We start from the raw sequence: 22,661 nt of genomic DNA on the forward strand, positions 1-22,661 counted from the left end.
AGGCTTGACTGTTTGTTAGTTTCCGGGTCAGGATGGTCTCGTGAGCAGCCAGCCGATCCGAGTCCCGCAGGAGGAGCGCACCCGCGCCATGCGGGCGCGACTGCTGGAGGCCACCGTCGAGTGCCTGGTCGAGTTCGGGTTCTCCGGCACCTCCACCACGCTGGTCAGCCAGCGCGCGGGCGTCTCCCGGGGTGCGCAGCTGCACCACTTCCCGACCAAGAACGACCTCGTCGTCGCGGCCGTGGAGCACCTCAGCGCCCTGCGCGGCGCCGAGCTCGCCGACACCCTCGCCGACGTGCCGGGAGGCCCGCAGCGCACCCGCACGGTGCTGCGGATCCTCGCCGACCACTTCACCTCGCCCGTCTTCGCCGCGGCCCTGGAGCTCTGGGTCGCCGCCCGCACCGACGAGACCCTGCTCGCGGCCGTGCAGCCGCTGGAGCAGCGGGTCGGGCGCGAGGCCCACTTCCTGACCGCCGCCGCCCTCGGTGTCGACGGCACCGCTCCCGGCACCCGGGAGCTGGTGCAGGCGACCCTCGACCTGCTCCGCGGGCTGGGCCTGGCCAACACCATCTCGGATGACACCCGCCGTCGCGAGCGGATCCTCGACCAGTGGGCCACCACGCTCGAGAGCACGCTCGGCATCTCCGGCAGCAACCCCGACTCCAGCACTCACGAAGGAGCATGACCTTGCTCGACGACGTCCTGTCCGACCTCACCGCCGAGGGGGACAGCCTGGAGGCTCTCGTCTCCCCGCTGGCCCCCGAGCAGTGGCGCACGCCGACGCCGGCAGCCGGCTGGGACGTGGCGACCCAGGTCGCCCACCTGGCTTGGACCGACGAGGTCGCCGTCAAGGCGGCATGCGACAAGGTGGCCTGGGACGCCGAGGTGATGGGCGCCATCGGCAACCCCGAGGGCTACGTCGACGAGATGGCGCTGACCGGCGGTGCCGTCGACCCCGCCGCGCTGCTCGCCCGCTGGCGCACCGCGCGCACGAAGCTGGTCAAGACGCTCGCCGAGCTCCCCGAGGGCCACAAGCTCCCGTGGTTCGGCCCCCCGATGTCGGCGACCTCGATGGCCACCGCCCGGCTGATGGAGACCTGGGCGCACTCCCTCGACGTGCACCAGGCGCTCGGCGCCGAGCCGGAGGTCACGGACCGGATCCGGCACGTCACCCACCTCGCGGTCCGCACCCGCAACTACTCCTTCCTCAACCGGGGCCTGGAGAAGCCGGCCGAGGAGTTCCGCGTCGAGCTCGTCGCACCGTCGGGCGAGGTCTGGAGCTACGGCCCCGAGGACGCCGCGCAGACGGTGACCGGACCGGCGTACGACCTGTGCCTGCTGGCCACCCGCCGGGTCAGCCGGAGCCGGACCGCCCTGGTGGCGACCGGCCCCGAGGCCGAGGTGTGGCTCGACATCGCCCAGTGCTTCGCCGGTCCCGCGGGAGCCGGCCGATGAGCGCGGGCAACGGCGCGGTGCGGATCGGCAACTGCTCCGGCTTCTACGGCGACCGGCTCTCCGCGATGCGCGAGATGCTGGAGCAGGGCGAGCTCGACTACCTCACCGGTGACTACCTCGCCGAGCTGACCATGCTCATCCTGGGCCGCGACACCATGAAGGACCCGAGCCTCGGCTACGCCCGCACCTTCGTCCGTCAGGTCGAGGACACCCTCGGCCTGGCCCTGGAGCGGGGCGTCAAGATCGTCGCCAACGCCGGCGGCCTCAACCCCGCGGGCCTGGCCGAGAAGCTGCGCGAGGTCGCCAAGGGCCTGGGCCTGGACGCCGCGGTGGCCCACGTCGAGGGCGACGACCTGCGCGCCAAGGCCGCGGACCTGGGGTTCACCAACGCCCTGACCGCCAACGCCTACCTCGGCGGCTTCGGCATCGCCGCGGCCCTGCGCGGCGGCGCCGACATCGTGGTCACCGGCCGCGTCACCGACGCCTCCGTCGTCGTGGGCCCCGCCGCCTTCCACCACGGCTGGACCCCCGAGCAGTACGACGAGTTGGCGGGCGCGGTGGTGGCCGGGCACGTGATCGAGTGCGGCACCCAGGCGACCGGTGGCAACTTCTCCGGCTTCCTCGGCCTGGACCGGACCCGCCCGCTGGGCTTCCCGCTGGCCGAGATCGCCGCCGACGGGTCCAGCGTGATCACCAAGCACGCCGGCACCGGGGGAGCGGTCACGATCGACACCGTCACCGCCCAATTGGTCTACGAGATCCAGTCCTCGCGCTACCTCAACCCCGACGTGACCACGCACCTGGACTCGATCCAGCTGACCCAGGCCGGACCCGACCGGGTGGCGATCACCGGGGTCCGTGGCGAGGCCCCGCCCGCCCAGCTCAAGGTCTGCGTCAACGAGCTCGGCGGCTGGCGCAACAGCATGGAGATCCTGCTCACCGGCCTCGAGATCGACGCCAAGGAGGCCTGGGTCCGCGAGCAGCTGGTGGCCGGATGGGGCGATCACCAGCCCGCGGAGGTGGCCTGGGCGCGCACCGCCCCGCCGGTCAAGGACCCCGAGTCCCAGGAGCTCGCCTCGTGCGTGCTCCGGGTCACCGTCCTGGACCCCGACCCGAAGGTCGCCGGCAAGGGCTTCACCGCGCCCGCGGTGGAGACCGCGCTCGGCTCCTTCCCCGGCTTCACCCTGATGGCGCCGCCGTCGCCCGCGACGCCGTACGGCATCTACCGCCCGGAGTACGTCGACCGCGAGGTCGTGACGCACACCGTCGTGCACGCCGACGGCACCACTGAGGTCATCGCTGATCCCGGCACCTACTGCCCGCCCGAGCAGCGCGACGCGCTGGTCGACCAGGGACGTCGGCCCTCGCCGTTCCCGGCGCCGGTGGACCAGGTCAACCGGGTGCTGCCGCTGGGCACCTTCGTGCACGCCCGCTCCGGTGACAAGGGAGGCGACGCCAACCTCGGGCTGTGGGTCTCCCACGACGACGAGGAGAAGCGCGCCGCGCGGGTCACCTGGCTCACCAAGCTCATCACCGCCAAGAAGATCCGCGAGCTCGTCCCCGAGGCGGCGGACCTGGAGGTCGACGTCTACTCGCTGCCCAACCTGGGCGCGGTCAACGTCGTCATCCGCGGCCTGCTCGGCGCGGGCGTGGCGGCCTCCACCAGGACCGACCCCCAGGCCAAGGCCCTGGGCGAGTGGGTCCGTTCCCGGCACGTCCACATCCAAGGAGAACTGTTGTGAGCACAGCCGAAACGCTCGAGGAGCGTTCGTCGGTCGAGGAACGGGCGGCGCTGCGGCAGGCCGCCGCGGAGTTCACCCGACGCGAGATCGCGCCCCACCTGCAGGAGTGGGAGGACGCCGGCGAGCTGCCGCGCAGCCTGCACCTGGCCGCGGCCCGCGCCGGCCTGCTGGGCGTGAGCCTGCCCGAGAGCATCGGCGGCAGCGGCGGCGACCTGCTCGACACGATCGCGCTGCAGGAGGGGATGTTCTCCGAGGGTGCCTCCAGCGGCCTGATGTCGGCGCTGTTCACCCACGGGATCGCGCTGCCGCACATCGCGGCCCACGGCTCGCCCGAGCTGGTCGACCGCTACGTCCGGCCCACCCTGGCCGGGGAGCTGATCGGCGCGCTCGGCATCACCGAGCCCGGCGGCGGCTCGGACGTCGGCAACCTGCGCACCACCGCGGTCCGGGACGGTGAGGAGTGGGTGATCAACGGGGCCAAGACCTTCATCACCTCCGGCACCCGCGCCGACTTCGTCACCACCGCGGTCCGCACCGGCGGCCCGGGTGCCGGCGGCATCTCGCTGATCGTGGTGCCCACCAGCACCCCCGGCTTCACCGTGGACCGCAAGCTGGCCAAGATGGGCTGGCACTGCTCCGACACCGCCGAGCTGAGCTACGTCGACGTACGGGTGCCGGCCGGCAACCTGGTCGGCGAGGAGAACGCCGGCTTCTGGTACATCGCCGAGCAGTTCGTGGTCGAGCGGATGGCCCTGGCCATCCATGGCTACGCCATCGCGGAGCGCTCACTGGCACTCACCCACGCCCACTGCCGTGAGCGCAGCACCTTCGGCGAGCCGCTGATCAAGCGCCAGGTGGTGCGCCACAAGCTGGTCGAGATGCGCCGCCAGGTGGAGGCCGCCAAGGCCTACACCTACGCGGTGGCCGAGCAGTACGTCGCCGCCGGCGGCCCGAACGAGCAGGTCATCGCTGCCGCGTGCCTTGCCAAGGAGACGGCGTGCAACGCCGCCACCTATGTCTGTGACCAAGCCGTCCAGCTGCACGGCGGGACGGGATACATGCACGGGACCGAGGTGGAGCGGCACTACCGCGACGCCCGGCTCCTGCCAATCGGAGGAGGAGCGACCGAGGTGCTGACCGACCTTGCCGCCAAGCTGTTGGGGTACACCAAGTGAGCGCCGTGACGACTGAGGAGACGCCTCAGCCGAGCCGGCGCGAGCACCTGCTCGCCAAGATCGCCGAGCTGGACGAGCAGAACGCCAAGGCCGTGGCCGGCGGCGGCGAGAAGTACATCGCCCGCCACCACGCCCGCGGCAAGCTGCTGCCCCGCGAGCGCATCGAGCTGCTGATCGACGAGGGCTCGGCGTTCCTGGAGCTCTCCCCGCTCGCCGGCTGGGGCACCGACTTCACCGCCGGCGCCTCGGTGGTCTGCGGCATTGGAGTGATCGAGGGCGTGGAGTGCATGATCACCGCCAACGACCCGACCGTGAAGGGCGGCGCCTCGAACCCGTGGACGTTGAAGAAGACGTTCCGGGCCGCGCAGATCGCCCAGGAGAACGCCCTGCCCACGATCTCGCTGGTGGAGTCCGCGGGCGCGGACCTGCCGACCCAGAAGGAGATCTTCATCCCGGGCGGCAAGATCTTCCGCGACCTGACCCGGGCCAGCGCCCGGCGTGAGCCCACGATCGCCCTGGTCTTCGGCAACGCCACCGCCGGCGGCGCCTACGTGCCCGGCCTCTCCGACTACACCGTGATGGTCAAGGAGCAGGCGAAGGTCTTCCTGGCCGGCCCCCCGCTGGTCAAGATGGCCACCGGTGAGGAGACCGACGACGAGACCCTCGGTGGTGCCGAGATGCACGCCCGCACCTCCGGCCTGGCCGACTTCCTGGCCGAGGACGAGCGCGACGCGATCCGCATCGGGCGTCGCATCGTGGCGCGGCTGAACTGGCGCAAGGCGCGACCGGAGCCCCGGGCCTACGCCGAGCCGGCCGAGAGCCCCGACACCCTGCTCGACCTGATCCCCACCGACCTCAAGGAGCCCTTCGACCCGCGCGAGGTCATCGTCCGGATCGTCGACGGCGTCAGCGCCGGCAACGAGGTGCCCTTCGACGAGTTCAAGCCGCTCTACGGCTCCTCGCTGGTCACCGGCTGGGCGCAGCTGCACGGTCGGCCGATCGGCATCCTGGCCAACGCCCAGGGCGTGCTGTTCTCCGAGGAGGCCCAGAAGGCCACCCAGTTCATCCAGCTGGCGAACGCGAAGGACACGCCGCTGCTGTTCCTGCACAACACCACCGGCTACATGGTGGGTGCGGAGTACGAGCAGGGCGGGATCATCAAGCACGGCGCGGCGATGATCAACGCCGTCTCCAACTCCACCGTGCCGCATATCTCGATCCTGATCGGGTCGTCGTACGGGGCGGGCAACTACGGCATGAACGGCCGCGCCTACGACCCGCGGTTCCTGTTCACCTGGCCCAACGCCAAGTCCGCGGTGATGGGCCCGGCCCAGCTGGCCGGCGTGCTGTCGATCGTCTCCCGAGCCGCGGCCGAGGCCAAGGGCAAGGAGTACGACGAGGAGGCCGACGCCGGGATGCGCACCTTCGTCGAGGCCATGATCGAGGAGCAGAGCCTGCCCTTCGCGCTGTCCGGGATGCTCTACGACGACGGGGTCATCGACCCCCGGGACACCCGGACCATCCTCGGCATCTGCCTGTCCGCCATCGACACCCAGGCCACCGCGGGCACCGACCGCTTCGGCGTCTTCAGGATGTGAGTACCAACATGAGCAGCACCACCCCTCCCTCCACCACGATCACCCGCGTCCTGGTGGCCAACCGCGGCGAGATCGCCCGCCGGGTTTTCACCACCGCCCGCCGGCTCGGCATCGACACGGTCGCCGTGCACTCCGACGCCGACGCCGGCCTGCCCTTCGTCGCCGAGGCCGACCAGGCCGTGCGGCTGCCGGGCAACACCCCGGCCGAGACCTACCTGCGCGCCGACCTCGTCCTGGACGCGGCGCGCAGGACCGGCGCCGACGCGGTCCACCCCGGCTACGGCTTCCTGTCGGAGAACGCCGAGTTCGCCCGCGCCGTCATCGCCGCCGGGCTGGTCTGGCTCGGCCCGGACCCCAGCTCGATCGAGTCGATGGGCTCCAAGATCGAGTCCAAGAAGCTGATGGAGGCCGCCGGTGTGCCGGTGCTGGCCGACCTCGGCACCAGCGCCACCGAGGCCGACCTGCCGTTGCTGGTCAAGGCGTCGGCCGGCGGCGGCGGTCGCGGGATGCGCATCGTGCGCACCCTCGCCGAGCTGCCCGGCGAGGTCGAGAAGGCCTCCGCCGAGGCGGCGTCCGCGTTCGGTGACGGCACCGTCTTCGTCGAGCCGTACGTCGAGCACGGCCGCCACGTCGAGGTCCAGGTCGTGGGCGACCGGCACGGCACCGTCGCGGTCTTCGGCGAGCGGGACTGCTCCATCCAGCGCCGTCACCAGAAGGTCGTCGAGGAGGCTCCCGCGCCCGGACTGAGCGAGGAGACCCGCTCCGCGCTGCACGAGGCGGCCCGCGCGGCCGCCGCCGCCATCGACTACGTCGGCGCCGGCACCGTGGAGTTCCTGCTGGACGCCGCCGACCCGACCCGCTTCTGGTTCCTGGAGATGAACACCCGCCTACAGGTGGAGCACCCGGTCACCGAGGCGATCTTCGGGGTCGACCTGGTCGAGGCGCAGCTCTCGGTCGCCGAGGGCAACCCGGTCAGCGCGCCCCAGGAGGGCCCGCGCGGTCACGCCGTCGAGGTCCGCCTGTACGCCGAGGACCCGGCCGCCGACTGGCAGCCGCAGTCCGGGGTCCTGACCACCTTCGAGATCCCCGGCGTGGAGGTCGAGTTCGCCAACCCGGCCTCGGGCGGTCTGCGCCTGGACACCGGCTTCGTCGGCGGCTCCGAGGTGGGGACGCACTACGACGCGATGCTGGCCAAGGTGATCTCCTTCGCACCGACCCGCCAGCAGGCGCTGCGCCAGCTGGCCGGCGCCCTGGCCAAGGCCCGGCTGCACGGCCTGACCACCAACCGCGACCTGCTGGTCGAGGTGCTGCGCCACCCGCGGTTCGTCGCGGGTGAGGTGAGCACCGACTTCTTCGGCACCGAGGAGCTGGCCACCAGGTCGGCCGCCCAGCCCACGGAGGGAGTCGCGCAGGCGGCGTTCGCCGCGGCGGTGGCGCTCGCTGAGCGGGACCGGCTCGCGCGCACCGTGCAGCGGGGCATCCCGGTGGCGTGGCGCAACGTGCCCAGCCAGCCGCAGCTCACCTCATTCGAGGTCGCGGGCACCGACGAGCCGCTCGAGGTGCGCTGGACCGGCGGCCGTGACGGCTATGCCGGCGACGGGGTCACCGTGCTCGCGGCCTCGGTGGAGTCGGTGACGCTCGAGGTCGACGGCGTCGCCACGACGTACGACGTGGTGGTGGACGCCGGCCGGCTGGACGCCCCGGTGGTGCACGTGGACTCCCCGCACGGCTACCAGCGGCTGACCAAGGTCCCGCGGTTCACCGACCCGTCGGAGCAGGTGGCCACCGGCTCGCTGCTGGCCCCGATGCCCGGCAGCGTGATCAGCGTCGCCGTCGCCGCCGGTGAGGCGGTCACCGCCGGCCAGACCGTCCTGGTGATGGAGGCGATGAAGATGCAGCACACCGTGGCTGCGCCGACCGACGGCGTGGTCACCGAGCTCAACGTGGGCGTCGGCAGCCAGGTCGCCTCCGGCGACGTGCTCGCCGTGGTCACCGACAGCTCAGAGAACTCAGGCAACTCAGGCAACGAGGAGCAGGCATGACCGAGAACGCGTTCGTCGAGTCCGAGGAGCGGCGCGAGCTGCGCAAGGCGGTCTTCGCCCTGGCCTCCAAGTACGGCCACACCTACGTCGCCGAGAAGGCCCGCGAGGGCGGCAAGGTCACCGAGCTGTGGCAGGACATGGGCAAGCACGGCTTCCTGGGCGTCAACATCGCCGAGGAGTTCGGTGGCGGTGGCGGCGGGATCGGCGACCTTGCCGCGGTCCTGGAGGAGGCGGCCGCGGCCGGGGCGCCGATGCTGATGATGGTCGTCTCCCAGGCCATCTGCGGCTCGGTGATCGGGCGCTTCGGCACCGAGGAGCAGAAGCGGAGGTGGCTGCCGCGGATCGCCGAGGGCTCCTACACGATGGCCTTCGCCATCACCGAGGCCGACGCCGGCTCCAACTCCCACAACATCACCACCACCGCCACCCGGGACGGCGACGAGTGGGTGCTGAAGGGGTCGAAGACCTACATCTCCGGGGTCGACGAGGCCCAGGGGATCCTGGTCGTCGGCCGCGCCGCGGACGCGAAGACCGGCAACCTCAAGCCGTGCCTGTTCGTGGTGCCCACCGACGCCGCGGGCTTGGAGAAGCAGGTCATCGACATGACCTTCGACGCCCCGGAGAAGCAGTTCACCCTGTTCTTCGACGACGTCCGGCTGCCCGCCGACGCGCTCGTCGGGGACGAGGACGCCGGGCTGCTGCAGCTCTTCGCCGGCCTCAACCCGGAGCGGATCATGGGCGCGGCCTACTCCAACGGCATGTCGCGCTTCGCCCTCACCAAGGCGGTGGAGTACGCCAAGACCCGCACCGTGTGGCGGGACCGGCCCATCGGCACCCACCAGGGCATCGCGCACCCGCTGGCCAAGATCAAGATCGAGCTCGAGCAGTCCAAGCTGCTCCAGCAGAAGGCGGCGGCGCTCTACGACGCCGGCGACGACATGGGCGCCGGCGAGTACGCCAACATGGCCAAGTACGCCGCCGGGGAGGTGGCGTGCAACTCCACCGACGTCGCAGTCCACACCCACGGCGGGTCCGGCCTGACCACCGAGCTGGGGCTGGCCAACATGCTGGTCGCCGCCCGACTGGGCCGGATCGCGCCGGTCAGCCGGGAGATGATCCTCAACTTCGTGGCCATGCACTCCCTCGGCCTGCCGAAGTCGTACTAGTCGAGGTCGTACTAGTCGAGGTCGTAGTGGCCGAGGTCGTCGGTCCGCAGGCGCGTCAGCCGAACCATCGGCGCCGGCGCGGACGCCCCCCCGCGGCGTCCGCGTCGGGCACCTGATCCTGGTACAACGGCTCGGGTGCCGTCTGGGTCACGGCCTGCACGCGCTCGCGTACCGAGATCGGCACCGGCAGCTCGATCCCGGCGCTCAGCAGCTCGGCGGCGTCGCGCAGGTCCTCGACGTCGCCGCGGCACCGCGGGCACTGGGTGAGGTGGGACTCGTACGAGAGCCGGTCGAGCCCGTCGAGCCCGTCGAGGGCGAAGGCCGCGGATCGGTCGTGCACGTCGTTCATGCCGAGACCGCCTGGTGCTCGTCGTCGACCGGCTCGTCGTTGACCGCCTCGGCGAGGTGCAGCATCGCCTCGTGCAGCAGCTGCACGGTGGCCCCGGGGCGCAGGCGCAGCCGGGCGTCCACCTGGTCGTGGCTCCGACCGAGCAGGTAGACCTGCGAGAGCGCCTCGCGCTCGGCCCCGCTGAGCATCGGGAGCCAGTCGGCGTCCGGCGGGAACGTCGGCGGGCCGGCCGGGATCGCGCCGGTGCGCTGCCGCGGGACCGAGGCCCGGTGCGTCGTCACGGCCTGCCGGTGGGCGACCGCCAGCAGCCACGGCAGCGTGCTGTCCGCCTCCGGCTGCTCATCGCCGTTCCAGATCGACTCGTAGCAGCGAACCGTCGCCTCGTGCGCGCCGGGGCCAGGACCCAGCACCCGCGAGACCAGGCCCAGCACCCGGCCCGCGGTGGCGTCGAAGAGCTCCAGCATCGCCGGTGCGTCACCACGGCTCGCTCGGGCGAGCAGTCCGTGGATGCTCGCAAAGGCCGAAAGGGTCGACTGCGCGTGCGCAGAGGCAGATTCGGTCATGGCCGCCATCGTGGCCTGAGATCGGCGCCCGGAGGAGGGTCCAGGTGCCAACCTCCCCAATTCGGAGTAAAAGTCTTTACTTTGCCGCTACCTCGTCACCAGGGGCACGAACGCGTAGTGCCCGTGCTCGGTGATCTCGTCGTGGGTCACGCGCAGCATCGTGCCCCGCACCGGCACCACCATCACCCCGTCGTCGCTGAGCTGGGCGCGCAACGAGGAGGGCAGCCGCTCGGCCATCGCCGAGACCAGCACCCGGTCGTACGGCGCGTGCTGGGGCAGGCCCAGCACCCCGGGGCGCGCCGGCTCCACGGTGACCCACGGCTGGGCGTCGTGCGCCAGGTTGCCTCGGGCGAAGGTCACCAGCTCACCGAGGAGCTCGACGCCCCGCACCCGGCCGGTCGGGCCCACCAGGTCGCCCAGCAGCGCGGCGGTCCAGCCGGAGCCGGAGCCCACGTCGAGGACGTGCTGCCCGGGCCGCACGTCGAGCAGCCGGAGCATGGCGGCCACGGTCCGCGGCTGCGAGCTGGTCTGGCCGCCGCCGATCTCCAGGGGGCCGTCGTACGACGCGCGCCGGCGCAGCCTGGGGGGCAGGAAGAGCTCGCGCGGGTGCGCCTGGAACGCCGCTGCGATCGGGTCCGCGATCGGGTCGGTGGCGTCCATGAGTCCATCGAACGCGCAGCGGCCGGCAAGTTCAAGGGCGGCTAGGCCAGCTCGAAGAGCGCGACCAGCTCGCCGTCGGGCTCGGGCGAGCCGCCTTCGGGCTCCACGGTGATGCCGACGCCGGTGGCGTCCCGGGCGTCCCCGTCGAGCAGCACCGTCTGGTCGGACTTCGGTGGCATCAGCCCGGCGGGCACCATGTCGCCCTCGGGGGACTGGAACCACAGCTCGTAGACATGGCCCTCAGGCGCGGGCGGCATCGCCTCGGTGACCAGGACCGCCTTGCCGACCGACTTGGAGCGGACCAGGGTGGCGCGGGCGTCGCCCAGCTCCAGGGCGACCCGCTGCGCGTCGGCCGCGGCCAGCACCCGGTCGCTGGCGGTCAGCGTCCGGGAGGAGTCGTCGTCCTGCCACGGCTGGGTCACCGCGGCGCCCAGGCCGACGGCCGCGATCACCGCGGCGGCCGCCACGGCCGGGGCCAGGCGTCGGGCGGCGGTGCGGCGCGTCGTCACCGGCGGCCGCGGTCGTACGGCGGCCACGTCGTGCAGCACCCGGGGACGCAGCTCGGCGGGTGGCTCGGTCGCGCTCAGCTGGGCGAGCAGCGCAGCGGTCTCCCGGAAGGAGTCGACCTCGGCACGGCACTCGGGGCACCCCTCGAGGTGCCGCTCGAACTGGGCCTGCTCGAAGTCGTCCACCGCGTGGATCGCGTAAGCACCTGAGAGCGCGTGGATGTCGCTCATGACTGCACTCCCATCTGGTCGCGCATCCTGATCAGTCCGTCCCGGATGCGGGTCTTGGCGGTGCCGACCGGCAGGTCGAGCAGAGTGGCCACCTCGGTGTGGGTGTAGCCGCCGAAGAAGGCGAGGCCGACGGCCTCGCGCTGGACCTCGGTCAGGCCGGCCAGCGCCTGGCGGACCCGGACGGCCTCCAGGCCGGCGGTGGCGGCGTCGGCGGTGGCGTCGTGGGCCACCTCGTGGCTCTGGTCGTGGTACGTCGTGTCGCGCCGGCTGCTGGCCTCCGCGGCGCGGACCCGGTCGACTGCCTTGCGGTGCGCGATGGTCAGGAGCCAGGAGACCGCCGACCCGCGCTGGGGGTCGAACCGGGCGGCGTTGCGCCAGATCTCCAGGAAGACCTCCTGGGTGACCTCCTCGGACTGGGCCGGGTCGCGGACCACCCGGAGCACCAGTCCGTGCACCCGCGCCGCGCACGCGTCGTACACCTGGCGGAAGGCCTGCTGGTCGCCGCGCGCCGAGGCGCGGAGCAGGTCAGCCAGGTCAGCGCCGTCCGTCCCCTCCGGAGGACCGGAGGGGACGGACGAGAGGTGGCTCATGGGGCTATCAAACCTATGCCGGGTCGCTACCGCAATCTCAGGGCATCAGCACGGTGTCGATGACGTACACCGTGGCGTTGGCGGTGGGGATGTTGCCGCAGAGCACGGCCGCCTCCTCGTCGCCCACGGTCCAGGCCTCGCCCTCGCCCATGACCTCGACCGTGTCACCGGCCAGCGTCTCGTGCTCGCCGCCGACCTCGTCCGGGCCCAGCTGGCCGGCCACCACGTGGTGGGTGAGGACCTCGGTGAGGGCCTTCTTGTCCTTCAGCAGCGCGTTGAGGTCCTTCTTCGGGATCTGCGCGAAGGCGTCGTCGGTGGGCGCGAAGACGGTCAGCGCCTCGGCGGAGTTCAGGGTGTCGACCAGTCCGGCCTTGCCGACGGCGGCGACCAGCGTCGTGAGCAGCGGGTTCTCCGACGCGGCGGTGGCGACCGGCTTGGTGGCCATGCTGTCCACGGAGCCGGCTCCCTCGGTGGGGACGGCGGCACAGCCCTCGCCGAACGGCGCGGCCGCGGCGGAGCCCTCGGTCATGGTGGACTCGGACTCCATCGGGGTGGACTCCATCGACTCCGACTCCATCGGGGACTCCGAGGCGCTGGAGCTGGTCTCGCTGGCGCTCGAGTCGTCGTCCTCGTTGCCGCAGGCGGCGAGGCCCAGGGACAGGGTGAGTGCCATGGCGGCCAGTCCGGTGGTGCGGGTGATCTTGCGCATGATTTCTCGTCCTTTGCTGGTGGGCGACCTTCTCGGCCACGTGTCATGGGTCATTCGGTGCCGCGGGGCAACCGGATTGCCCGAGGGGCGGAAAGTTCTAGGAGACGGTGACGACGATCTCCTGGACACCGCTCGATCCCGCGGGGAAGGGCGTGGCCCGGGCCGGCGTCTGCACGTCGCCGTCGGAGGTGGTGGCCCGCACCGCGAGCGTGCGCGAGCCGGGCTCGGCGTCGAGCAGGAAGTACCACTGCCGCCAGTAGTCGACCCCGGCGTCCGGCCCGAGCTCGCACCGCTGCCAGGGGCCGCCGTCGACCCGCAGCTCGACGCTGTCGATGCCGCGCTGCTGGGCCCACGCGACGCCGCCGACCACCACCTGGCCGGCCTGCACCTCGGCGAACGCCTGGGGGGTGTCGATGCGGCTGGAGACCTTGATCGGGGCGTCCGTGGCCCAGTCGCGCTCGGTCCAGTAGGCCTGCTCGGCGTCGTAGCTGGTCAACGTCAGGCGCCGCAGCCACTTCGTCGACCCCACGAAGCCGTAGAGCCCCGGGGTCACCAGCCGGACCGGGAAGCCGTGCTCCCGCGGCAGGGGGGCGCCGTTCATGCCCACCGCGACCAGGGGCTCGCGCCCGTCGAGGGCCACCTCGAGCGGGGTGCTGATGGTGAAGCCGTCCACGTCGGTGGACAGGATCTGGTCCGCCCCGGTGTCGCCGACCCGTCGTACGCCGGCCATCGCCAGCAGCGTCGTCAGCGGCACGCCCAGCCACCGCGCCGCACCGACGTACTCGCCGCCGACCTCGTTGCTCACGCAGGTCATGGTGATGTCGCGCTCGACCAGCGGCATGGCGAGCAGGTCGTCGAAGCTGAGCTCCACCTCCTGCCCGACGTCGCCGTCGATGGTGAGCCGCCAGTCGTCGAGGTCGACGATGGGCAGGGTCAGCCGGGTGTCGATCCGGTAGAAGTCGTCGTTGGGCGTGCGGAAGGCCGAGATCCCGTCGTAGGTCTCTTCCAGACCCTCGGGCAGCGGCGGCGCCTTCTTCGACGCGGCGGGGAGCACCACGTCGGAGATCCGGGTGCGCGCCCGCGCCACCCACTCGCCGGTCGCGGCGAGCGCCACGCCGAGGGCTCCGGCCAGCAGCAGGGAGCGGCGCCGTACGCCGGTCCGTGCCGGGTCCGCGGGGCCGGTGCCGGCCCGGGACCCGGAGGGCGTGAGCCAGGACAGCACCCCGACCCCGACGACCAGGGCGACCGCCGACGGGATGAGCACGCCCGCGCCCGCCCCGGGGCGGGCCGCGGCGGTGTAGCCCGCGAGGCCGGTGAGCAGCACGATCAGGGCGGCGCCCGCGGCCAGGCTGCGCCGGGCGACGATGCCCGCGAGCGCGGCCAGCAGCAGGGTGGCGACCAGCACGCTGCCGATCAGGATGGGCTTGTCGGCGGTACCGAACTCAGCGACCGCCCACTCCTTCACCGGGGTGGGGGTGAGGTCGATGACCTGGGAGCCGACGGCCAGCACCGGCGAAGCGTCCGGGTCGGTCAACCCGGCGATGAGGTGGGCGGCGGCCATGCCGGTGATCGCCGCGAGCAGCCCCGCGGGGGCTCCGGCCAGTCTGCTGAAGGGAGCCATGGGGGTGGTTCGGAGCGGACGCGCTCCCGGATTGCCCCCGAGCGAGCGGCTCAGCCCGCGGCGAGCTCGTCCCGGATCCACCCCTGCAGCGCGGCGACCCCGTCGGCCAGCGACCACTGCGGCTTCCAGCCCAGGCCGACGAGCTCCTGGTCCAGCACGCTGGAGGCGGCCCGGACGTCGCCGTCGCGGAACTGGCCGGTCACGTGGGGTGCCGGCGCGGAGTGGAAGGCAGCGATGGTCTCGGCCAGCTGGCGGATGGTGGAGGGCTCGCCCGAGCCGACGTCGACCAGGCGCTGTCCCTCGGGGCGGTTGCGCACCGCGGTGGCGATCGCGGAGACCACGTCGTCGATGAAGACGAAGTCGCGGGTGATGTCGCCGTCCTCGTAGAGCGGGATCGACTCGCCCCGCATCGCCAGCTGGGAGAAGAGGGAGACGATCCCGGTGTAGGGGTTGCTGAGCGACTGGCCTGGCCCGTAGACGTTCTGCAGCCGCAGCGCGGTCAGCGACGTGTCGCGGGAGCCGGTCCACGCCGAGAGGATGTGCTCCTGGGCGAGCTTGGTGGCGCCGTACACGTTGACGGGGGCGGGCACGGTGGTCCCGGCGGAGTGCGGCTGCGCGACGGCGTCCTCGTGGTCCCACCGGCCGGCCTCGAGCTGGGCGTGGGTGCGCAGGCCGGGGCGGAACAGGGTGCCGTCGGGTCGCTGCCACTCGCCCTCGCCGTAGACGGCGCGGCTGCTGGTGAGCACGATGTGGTCGGGCACGTGCCCGATCCGGGTGAGCGCGTCGAGCACCTGGGTGGTGCCCACCACGTTGACCAGGCTGTGCCGGGTGCTCTCGTCCAGCGACTGGGCGGTGCCGGTTTCCGCGGCGAGGTGGATGACGGTCTCGGGACGGACCTCGGCCATCACGGCGTCCAGGTCGGCGGCCACCGTGACGTCCCCGCGGACGAACTCAGCCGCCTGGTGCAGCGCCTGCGGGCGCTCGGCGACCGGGTGCACCTGGGGGTGCAGGTTGTCCAGCACCACCCAGCGCTCCGCCTCGCCGGCGAGCACCTGCGACAGGGCGCAGCCGATGAAGCCCGCGCCTCCCGTGACCAGGACCGGACCGAGACGTGAGGACATGGCGAAGCACCTTCGTGTTGGCCGGCGATGAGGGCCGGAGCGGACTGCGGCGAGCCGTTCGCGCCGTCGTACGCGGCGTCGAGCGACTTGTAGCATACGGGACGGCGGCGCCACCGGGGCGTGGCCGACCCAGCGATGGAGAAGGAGCAGCGTGGCCCCGAGCCCTTCGCGTGAGCGCAGCGTGACCGTCCAGTCCATCCTCTACGGCACGGAGCTCGGAGCCTTGGAGCGGACCCTGGAGGCGCTGGACACCTCGGCCGCGCTGGCCCGCCGCGACGGCCTGGGCGACGGACTCCGGGTCGTCCTCGGCGACGCCTCGCCCCACCGGCTGGTCAGTGACGAGGTGCTGGCGGGCTACCGGAGCCGCTTCGGCGAGCTGGAGTCGCTGGACTACCTGTTCTTCGGCGAGAACACCGGCACCGCCAAGGGCCACAACACCATGGCCCGGCTCACCGACTCGGCGTACCTGGTGACCAGCAACCCGGACATCGTCCCGGACGCCCGCGCGCTGTGGCGGATGCTGGACCTCTTCGAGGACCCGAGCACCGGGATGGTGGAGGCCAAGCAGCTCCCGGTGGAGCACCCCAAGGAGTACGACGTCGCGACCGGCGAGACGGGGTGGGCCGCGACGGCGTTCGCGATGACCCCCCGCGACCTCTTCGACGAGCTCGGCGGCTTCGACGAGCAGACCTTCTTCATGTACTGCGACGACGTCGACTACTCCTGGCTGGTGCGCGAGGCCGGCCGGGTGGTGCGGTTCCAGCCCGCGGCGCTGGCCTTCCACGACAAGCGGCTCTCGCTCACCGGTGCCTGGCAGCCCACAAGCGCGGAGACCTTCTACTCCGCCCAGGCGGCGCTGCTGCTGGCCCACAAGTGGTCCCGGGAGGACGTCGTGGAGCGGGTCCTGGCGGACTTCGGCCGCTCCACGATCCCCGAGTACGCCGACGCGGTGGCGGAGTTCGAGCGCCGGCGCGACGCCGGGCTGCTGGTGGCGCAGCACGACCCGGAGCACCGGGTCGGCTACTTCGCCGATGGCTACTACACGAAGCACAGGTACGCGTTGTGACCGAGTCCGCCCCGTTCCTGACCTTCCTGGTGCCCGCGGCCATCGGGCCCGACCAGCTGCGTGAAGGGCTCCTCTCGCTCGCCGCGCAGACCTCCACCTCCTTCGAGGCGCTGGTGGTGCGCGGCCCCGGCGACCCGGACCCCGACGCCCTGCTGGCGGAGGTCCCGCCGACCCTGGGCTCCCGGCTGCGGGTGCTGGTCGTCGACGACGACGCACCGCTGGGCTGGCTGGAGCCCGCCGTGGCGCAGGCCCGCGGCCGCTACCTGGCGATCTCCGAGGGGCTCACCTGGTTCGCGCACTTCGTCGAGAGCTGCCAGCTCCACGCCGGGGACGGGTCGACCACGCTGCGCGGGCTGGTGCTGCACCAGGCGGTGGAGGCAGCCTCGGTCGGCGGCCTGTCCGGCGTACGAGGGGTGCGGGCGCCGGTGCGCCGCGGGGGAGACGCCTTCTCGGTGCTAGAGCACCTCGGGCCGCGGCCCGCGGCCTCCCGGCACGGTTTCGCGCTGCCCCGCGCGGTGCTCGGCGACGGCGCTCTGCGGCCGGACCCCGAGCTGGGCACGGCCGCCCTGCGCGACCTGCTGCTGCGGGTGGTGGCGCGCACGGGCGTCACCGAGCTCGGGGAGGTGGTGGCGCTGAGCTGCGAGCTCGAGGGCACCGGCACCGGACTCGGCCTGGAGCGGGACGAGGACGCCGCCCGGCTGCTGGCGAAGGTCGACGCCGCCGGGTGGCAGCTGCCGGCCGGGTCCATCGCCCCTCTGGTGGCCGACACCCAGCGCGAGGGCGAGGGGGCCACCACTGCCGAGACGGCGCAGCTGCGCCACCTGGTGGAGCTCAAGGACAACCACATCGCCAACATCGAGGCGCAGCTGGCCGCCTTGGAGCAGCGGGTGGCGAGGCTCCAGGCCACGGTGGAGAAGAAGGACGCCACGGTGCAGCGGCTGCGGGCCAAGCTCGGCCGGGGCTGAGCAGCCTCAGGCGCCCGCACGCCGGCCCGGGAGCCACCCGCGGCGACCCGACGGCTGGCTCCGGAGTCGCCCGAGCAGCTCCTGCAGCTCCTGGGGGGTGAGGTCGACGATCGAGCCCTCCGGGCGCTGATCGGGGTGCTGAGTCAGCAGCAGGTCGGTCTCGCGCAGCAGGGCCAGGCGCTGCTCCTGACGGGCGGTGCGCTTCTCCAGCTTCTCGCTGAGCCGCTGGGCCCGCTCGCGGACCTTGTCGCGCTCCGCGAGGACCTTGGCCAGGCGCAGGTTGGTGTGGTGCAGCCGGGTGGCGAACTCCCGCGCCTGGTCGTTCATCTTGGTGGCGTCGGCCTGGGCCTTCTTGATCAGGGTGCGGAAGCGCTCGAAGGCGTGCGGCGGCATCAGCATCTCGACCTCGTCGAACTTGTCCAGCACCCGGTGCATGGCGTCGTCCCACTCGGACTTGTCGTGCTCCTCGCGCGAGGAGCCGGAGCCCCACCACCGGTAGACCGAGGTGATCTCCGGCGCCGAGTGGACCCCCACCACTCCGGCGGAGCGGACGATGAGGTCCCAGTCCTCGGTGGTGTTGAGGCTCTCGTCGAAGCGCAGCGACAGGTCGTGGAAGGTCCCGCGCGGGAAGGCGATGGTCATGCACGGGCTGTAGTTGGCGCGCAGGTGGTCGACCATCTCGTAGTGCAGGGGCCACTCGCGCTTGATCGGCGCCACGGCCCGCGGCACGAACTCCGACGTGCTGGGGTCGGCCCGGACGGGCTGCAGCAGCGCCACCGAGCGCAGCAGCCGACCCTCGGCCTGCTCCTCGGCGCGGTGGAAGGTCTCCACCCAGTGCTCCAGCACGGTGTCGTCGTCGTCGAGCATCACCAGGTAGCGGCCCCGGGCCAGCTCGAACCCGTCGTTGAGCGGGGCGGAGCGGCCGGGCCGCTCCACCTCGACCAGGCGGGTGCGCTCGGTGAGCCAGGAGGGGAACTCCGCCAGCACCTGACGCGTCTCCTCGACCGCGGCGGGGGCGGCGCGGTGACACATGACGAGGAGCTCGAAGTCCCGGTCGGTCTGGGCGGCCAGGCACGTCAGCACGTCCTCCAGGCAGCGGCCGCGGGTGCCCTGGGTGCGGGTGATGATGGAGAGGAAGGGGCGCTGAGTCTCGGCTGCTTCCGGCTCGGCCGTGCCCGGCACCGTGATCCCGAGGGTGCGCAGGAAGGCGCTCAGCGAAGTGGCCGGCAGGTGGGCCGGGTGCAACGAGCCGGAGGCGCGGGGTGCGGGGACCGGGGCGGTGCTCCGGGCCGCGTCGAGCCGGAGCGGGTGGCCGGTGCTGTCCACGCGGACCCGGCGGAAGATCGCCGCTCCCGGCTCGGGGACGATCCGCACGCCAGCCGCCTCGACCAGCTCCTCCAGGCGCTCGCCGGCGCCGTCCTGGGGGGAGGATTCCCAGGCCGCGCCCAGGCGCCGGAAGGCCCGGACGTCGAGCAGGGAGCAGGCGCCGGAGACCAGGTAGGGGCCGACCGGGGGCAGCGGCTCGTCCTCGAGCTCCAGGAGCTCCTCGGTCTGGTCCTCGCCGTCCGGGCTGTCTGGCTCAGCGCTGGCGTCTGCTGTGTCACCGGCGTCGCCCGCGGCGGGGTCCTCGGTGGGGTCCTCGGTGGGGTCCGCGGCGGGGTCATCGGTGGGGTCCTCGGTGCTCTCCGGCAGCATCGCCCGCACCTCGGTCGGCAGCACCCGGGCGTCGACCAGCACCCCGCCGCGACCCGGCTCGGCACCGGCCTGGGCGTCGTACGTCGAGAGCATCCGGGTCAGTGCCGCAGGCGAGGGCAGCGAGGTGGCCTCGGAGACGAGCACCAGGTCCTCGTCTGTCAGCGCGAGCGCCTCGACGAGCCGCTGCCACCAGTCCGCGCCGCCGTCGGTGAAGGTGGCGCCGGTGAAGGTGGCGCCGGCGTCGCCGCGCTCGAGCGTGCTCTCCCGCGCCTGCTGCGAGAGCGCCACCCGGACCAGCTCGGCGTCCACGTGGGCGTGCCGCAGGGCCGCCTCCCAACCCTCGCGGACCGGGTCCGGGACGTGCTCCGAGGTCGGCTGGGAGTCGCCGCTCCAGTCCATGAGGAGGACGGCCAGGCGGGTTGGCTTGGTCAAGACTCGCGCTTTCTGATCGGGTCCAGCTCGGGTCCGGCTCGGGTCCAGGCAGGCTGCGGATGCATCTTCTCGGCGCAGGCAGCATAGGCGTTGCGGGCCTCGGGCCAGAGTAGGGTGAGCCGCTGACGAACGTGACCGACGGCCCGAACAGGGGGATCTGCCCGTGCCGGAAGCCTCGCCAGGCACTGACTCGACCACCACCGACCCGACTTCCACCGACCCGACCTCCGTGGCGATCCAGTCGATCCTGTTCCACACCTCGGTGCCGGCCGTGGAGCGGACCCTCGCGACGCTGGACCACTCCGCGCGCATCGGCAAGGCTGAGGGCTCGTGCACCCGGGTCGAGGTCCTGCTCGGCGACGCGAGCCGGGCGCCGCTGCTGGACTCCGGGGCGCTGGCCGGGCTGCGTGACCGCCTGACCTCGCTGGACCGGCTGGAGTACGTGTACTTCGACGACAACGTCGGCACCGCCAAGGGGCACAACGCCCTGGCCCGGCTCAGCGACAGCGAGCTGCTGGTCACCTCCAACCCCGACATCGTCCCGGATGCCCGGGCCCTGTGGCGGATGGCCGCCGCGTTCGCCGACCCGTCGGTGGGCATGGTGGAGGCCAAGCAGCTGCCCTTCGAGCACCCCAAGGAGTACGACGAGCACACCGGTCACACCTCGTGGGCGGCCACCGCGTTCGCGATGACCCGACGCTCGGTGTTCGAGGCGGTCGGCGGCTTCGACGAGCAGACCTTCTTCATGTACTGCGACGACGTCGACTACTCCTGGCTGGTGCGTGAGGCCGGCCTGCACGTGGTGTTCCTGCCCTCCGCCGTGGTCTTCCACGACAAGGAGCTGAGCGTCGACGGTCGCTGGCAGCCCACCGGCGCCGAGCGCTTCTTCTCCGCGCAGGCCGCGCTGCTGCTGGCGCACAAGTGGTCCCGCGAGGACCTGGTCGCCGAGATCCTGGACCACTTCGAGGTCAGCGAGGTCGAGGACGAGAGACGGGCGGCCGAGGAGTTCCGCCGGCGCCGCGCCGAGGGGTTGCTGGTGCCGCAGCGCGACCCCGCCGGGAGCGTGGGCACCTTCGTCGCCGGGGCGTACGCCGAGCACAGGTTCGCGCTGTGAGCGGGCACCGGTACGACAACGAGGTGGCCGACGACAACGTCTACGGCCACGCGCTCTCGCTGCTCGCCGAGCACCTGGCCGACGACGCCGCCGGCGGGGTCCACCTGGACCTGGCCTGCGGGTTCGGCCACATCGCCGAGCACGTGTCCAAGCGCTTCGACCTGCACTACGTCGGCGTGGACCTCGACCCGCAGGCCCTGGCGGCGGTGACCGAGCGCGGGCTGGAGGCGCATGCCGTCGATCTCGGCAGCCCCGAGGCCGCCGAGGAGCTGCTGCGCGTCCTGGACGGGCGGCGACTCGCCTCCCTCACCTTCCTCGACGGTCTCGAGCACCTGACCTCCCCGGTCCACGTGCTGACGGCGATGTCACGGCTGATGTCGGCCGAGCGCGCCGTGGGCGTGATCAGCGTGCCCAACGTGACCCACCTCGACGTGGCCACCAAGGCGCTGCTGGGGCAGTGGGAGTACACCGAGTCCGGCCTGCTGGACGCCACGCACTACCAGCTGTTCAGCGCCCGCTCGCTCGAGGTGGCGCTGCGCCGGGCCGGGCTGGCCCGGCTCGACTCGCGCGACGTGGTGCTCGCCAGGAGTGACCAGCACCTGCCGTCGGACCACGTCGGCCTGTCGGAGCGGACCAGCCTGGGGCAGTGGCTCCGCGCCGTGCGGTCCGACGCCGAGGGCCACGGCAGCACGAACCAGTTCGTGTGGGCGCTCGGCGCGGTGCCTGCGCAGGCCGCGACGCCGGCGGCGCGGGAGCCCTCCGAGGTGTTCCTCAGCGTGGTGATGCGCACCCAGGGCCGCCGCAGCCAGGAGTTGCGGGAAGCGCTGCTGTGCCTTGCGGCCCAGAGCTGCGACGACTTCGAGGTGATCCTGGTGGCGCACCGGACCACGGTGTCCGAGCAGCTGGCGGTCGAGCGGATCGTGGAGGACCAGCCGCCGCACCTGCGATCGCGACTCAGGCTGCTGCTGCTGGACGAGGGCGGCCGGTCCGCCCCGATCAACCTGGGGCTGCGGCACGCGCATGGGCGCTACGTGGCGGTCTTCGACGACGACGACCTCGTGCTGGCCCACTGGGTCGAGGCGTTCCGCACGGCCGAGCAGGACAGTCCCGGGCGCATCCTGCGGGGCGTGGCGCTCCGGCAGCGCGCCACGCTGTCCCAGGTCCGCGGCGCGGCGGGCGTCAAGGCGCTGGACGCGCCGGAGGCGATCTTCGACCGGGAGTTCTCCCTGGCCCACCACCTGGTCGCCAACCAGACCCCGCTGTTCGCCTTCGCGTTCCCCCGCTCCTTGCACGTCGACCTCGGGCTGGAGTTCGACGACTCGCTGAGCACCACCGAGGACTGGCAGTTCCTGCTGCGGGCCGCACAGCTCAGCGGGGTGACCGACGTCGGTCGCACCGTGGCCGTCTACCAGTGGTGGCCCCTGGGCGAGTCCTCGCGCACCCTGCACTCCTCCGAGGAGTGGAGCCAGAACCGGGCTGCCATCGACCGGCTCATCGACTCGCGTCCGTTGCTGCTGCCGGCCGGGGAGACCCGGCGGCTTCGCGAGGACCTGGGCCGGCTGCGCCGGGCCGAGCAGATCGTGGACGAGCAGGGCGACGCCATCTTGGAGGTGCACCACCGGCACGAGAAGGTCCAGGACCAGCTCCGTGCCGAGCTGCGCGACGCCCTGACGCTGGTGCACGAGCTCAACCTGGTCGTGGCCAGCCAGACCCGGCAGCTGACGAAGGCGAAGCGTCGCCTGGAGCGTCAGAGGGCCAAGACCGCCCAGGCGCTGGCCCAGACGGGCCAGCCCGGCAAGGCGGACCAGCCCTCGCCCGGGCAGCCCACGACCGAGCCGGCCGGCCCCCGCGGCTGAGGCTG

General features: G+C 72.6%; 20 protein-coding genes. 11 read left to right on the forward strand and 9 right to left on the reverse strand.

Annotation, left to right across the window (positions count from 1 at the left end):
• Nucleotides 1–40: 40 nt before the first annotated feature.
• From C0R66_RS00980 to C0R66_RS01010, 7 genes are read left to right on the forward strand one after another with little or no spacing between them, the layout of a single operon-like run.
• Nucleotides 41–685: a TetR/AcrR family transcriptional regulator gene (locus C0R66_RS00980; protein WP_241901531.1), complete on the forward strand. Its 645-nt coding sequence runs from the start codon at nt 41–43 to the stop codon at nt 683–685.
• The gene (locus tag C0R66_RS00985) at nt 682–1,455 is read left to right on the forward strand and encodes a TIGR03084 family metal-binding protein (protein WP_101523108.1); all 774 of its coding nucleotides are present in this window, start codon (nt 682–684) and stop codon (nt 1,453–1,455) included. Before C0R66_RS00980 ends, C0R66_RS00985 begins: the two co-directional genes overlap by 4 nt.
• Nucleotides 1,452–3,197: an acyclic terpene utilization AtuA family protein gene (locus C0R66_RS00990; RefSeq protein WP_101523109.1), complete on the forward strand. Its 1,746-nt coding sequence runs from the start codon at nt 1,452–1,454 to the stop codon at nt 3,195–3,197. The genes C0R66_RS00985 and C0R66_RS00990 overlap by 4 nt, the downstream gene beginning before the upstream one ends.
• On the forward strand, nt 3,194–4,372 hold the full coding sequence (locus C0R66_RS00995) for an acyl-CoA dehydrogenase family protein (protein WP_241901532.1): 1,179 nt from the start codon (nt 3,194–3,196) through the stop codon (nt 4,370–4,372). Before C0R66_RS00990 ends, C0R66_RS00995 begins: the two co-directional genes overlap by 4 nt.
• 5 nt (nt 4,373–4,377) lie before the next feature.
• On the forward strand, nt 4,378–5,970 hold the full coding sequence (locus C0R66_RS01000; protein WP_101523110.1) for an acyl-CoA carboxylase subunit beta: 1,593 nt from the start codon (nt 4,378–4,380) through the stop codon (nt 5,968–5,970).
• A gap of 8 nt (nt 5,971–5,978) precedes the next feature.
• Nucleotides 5,979–8,012 carry an acetyl/propionyl/methylcrotonyl-CoA carboxylase subunit alpha gene (locus tag C0R66_RS01005; protein WP_101523111.1) on the forward strand — a complete coding sequence of 678 codons (2,034 nt, stop codon included), beginning with the start codon at nt 5,979–5,981 and terminating at the stop codon, nt 8,010–8,012.
• Nucleotides 8,009–9,178 carry an acyl-CoA dehydrogenase family protein gene (locus C0R66_RS01010; protein WP_101523112.1) on the forward strand — a complete coding sequence of 390 codons (1,170 nt, stop codon included), beginning with the start codon at nt 8,009–8,011 and terminating at the stop codon, nt 9,176–9,178. The genes C0R66_RS01005 and C0R66_RS01010 overlap by 4 nt, the downstream gene beginning before the upstream one ends.
• 55 nt (nt 9,179–9,233) lie before the next feature.
• On the opposite strand, the gene C0R66_RS01015 is transcribed toward C0R66_RS01010, so the two are convergent.
• The 8 genes from C0R66_RS01015 to C0R66_RS01050 form a co-directional block, all read right to left on the reverse strand.
• Nucleotides 9,234–9,527, reverse strand: coding sequence for a zf-HC2 domain-containing protein (locus tag C0R66_RS01015; protein ID WP_101523113.1), 294 nt, complete (start codon nt 9,525–9,527; stop codon nt 9,234–9,236).
• Nucleotides 9,524–10,090 (reverse strand): sigma-70 family RNA polymerase sigma factor, encoded by a 567-nt coding sequence (locus tag C0R66_RS01020; protein ID WP_158647814.1) that lies wholly within the window; start codon nt 10,088–10,090, stop codon nt 9,524–9,526. The genes C0R66_RS01015 and C0R66_RS01020 overlap by 4 nt, the downstream gene beginning before the upstream one ends.
• A gap of 87 nt (nt 10,091–10,177) precedes the next feature.
• Nucleotides 10,178–10,750 carry a protein-L-isoaspartate O-methyltransferase family protein gene (locus C0R66_RS01025; protein WP_101523115.1) on the reverse strand — a complete coding sequence of 191 codons (573 nt, stop codon included), beginning with the start codon at nt 10,748–10,750 and terminating at the stop codon, nt 10,178–10,180.
• 41 nt (nt 10,751–10,791) lie between these two features.
• Nucleotides 10,792–11,487, reverse strand: a complete 696-nt coding sequence (locus tag C0R66_RS01030) for an anti-sigma factor (protein WP_101523116.1) — start codon at nt 11,485–11,487, stop codon at nt 10,792–10,794.
• Nucleotides 11,484–12,077 (reverse strand): ECF RNA polymerase sigma factor SigK, encoded by a 594-nt coding sequence (gene sigK, locus C0R66_RS01035; protein WP_101523117.1) that lies wholly within the window; start codon nt 12,075–12,077, stop codon nt 11,484–11,486. Before sigK ends, C0R66_RS01030 begins: the two co-directional genes overlap by 4 nt.
• A gap of 37 nt (nt 12,078–12,114) precedes the next feature.
• On the reverse strand, nt 12,115–12,786 hold the full coding sequence (locus tag C0R66_RS01040) for a fasciclin domain-containing protein (RefSeq protein WP_101523118.1): 672 nt from the start codon (nt 12,784–12,786) through the stop codon (nt 12,115–12,117).
• Between the two features lie 97 nt (nt 12,787–12,883).
• Entirely contained in the window at nt 12,884–14,407 is a 1,524-nt protein-coding gene (locus C0R66_RS01045; RefSeq protein ID WP_101523119.1) for a molybdopterin-dependent oxidoreductase, read from the reverse strand.
• Nucleotides 14,408–14,457: 50 nt separating this feature from the next.
• Complete coding sequence (locus C0R66_RS01050) at nt 14,458–15,528, reverse strand: NAD-dependent epimerase/dehydratase family protein (RefSeq protein WP_101523120.1); 1,071 nt, start codon at nt 15,526–15,528, stop codon at nt 14,458–14,460.
• A 151-nt stretch (nt 15,529–15,679) separates the two neighbouring features.
• Between C0R66_RS01050 and C0R66_RS01055 the strand changes: the two genes are divergently transcribed.
• The gene (locus tag C0R66_RS01055; RefSeq protein WP_101523121.1) at nt 15,680–16,594 is read left to right on the forward strand and encodes a glycosyltransferase family protein; all 915 of its coding nucleotides are present in this window, start codon (nt 15,680–15,682) and stop codon (nt 16,592–16,594) included.
• The gene (locus C0R66_RS01060) at nt 16,591–17,559 is read left to right on the forward strand and encodes a hypothetical protein (protein ID WP_101523122.1); all 969 of its coding nucleotides are present in this window, start codon (nt 16,591–16,593) and stop codon (nt 17,557–17,559) included. The genes C0R66_RS01055 and C0R66_RS01060 overlap by 4 nt, the downstream gene beginning before the upstream one ends.
• A gap of 6 nt (nt 17,560–17,565) precedes the next feature.
• Here C0R66_RS01060 and C0R66_RS01065 read toward each other — a convergent pair whose 3' ends face one another.
• The gene (locus tag C0R66_RS01065) at nt 17,566–19,686 is read right to left on the reverse strand and encodes a glycosyltransferase family 2 protein (protein WP_158647815.1); all 2,121 of its coding nucleotides are present in this window, start codon (nt 19,684–19,686) and stop codon (nt 17,566–17,568) included.
• Nucleotides 19,687–19,849: 163 nt separating this feature from the next.
• Between C0R66_RS01065 and C0R66_RS18500 the strand changes: the two genes are divergently transcribed.
• Nucleotides 19,850–20,800, forward strand: coding sequence for a glycosyltransferase family protein (locus C0R66_RS18500; protein ID WP_158647816.1), 951 nt, complete (start codon nt 19,850–19,852; stop codon nt 20,798–20,800).
• On the forward strand, nt 20,797–22,656 hold the full coding sequence (locus C0R66_RS01075) for a methyltransferase domain-containing protein (protein ID WP_158647817.1): 1,860 nt from the start codon (nt 20,797–20,799) through the stop codon (nt 22,654–22,656). Before C0R66_RS18500 ends, C0R66_RS01075 begins: the two co-directional genes overlap by 4 nt.
• Nucleotides 22,657–22,661: the final 5 nt, after the last annotated feature.

It is taken from the genome of Nocardioides houyundeii (assembly GCF_002865585.1).
GTDB classification, from domain to species: domain Bacteria; phylum Actinomycetota; class Actinomycetes; order Propionibacteriales; family Nocardioidaceae; genus Nocardioides; species Nocardioides houyundeii.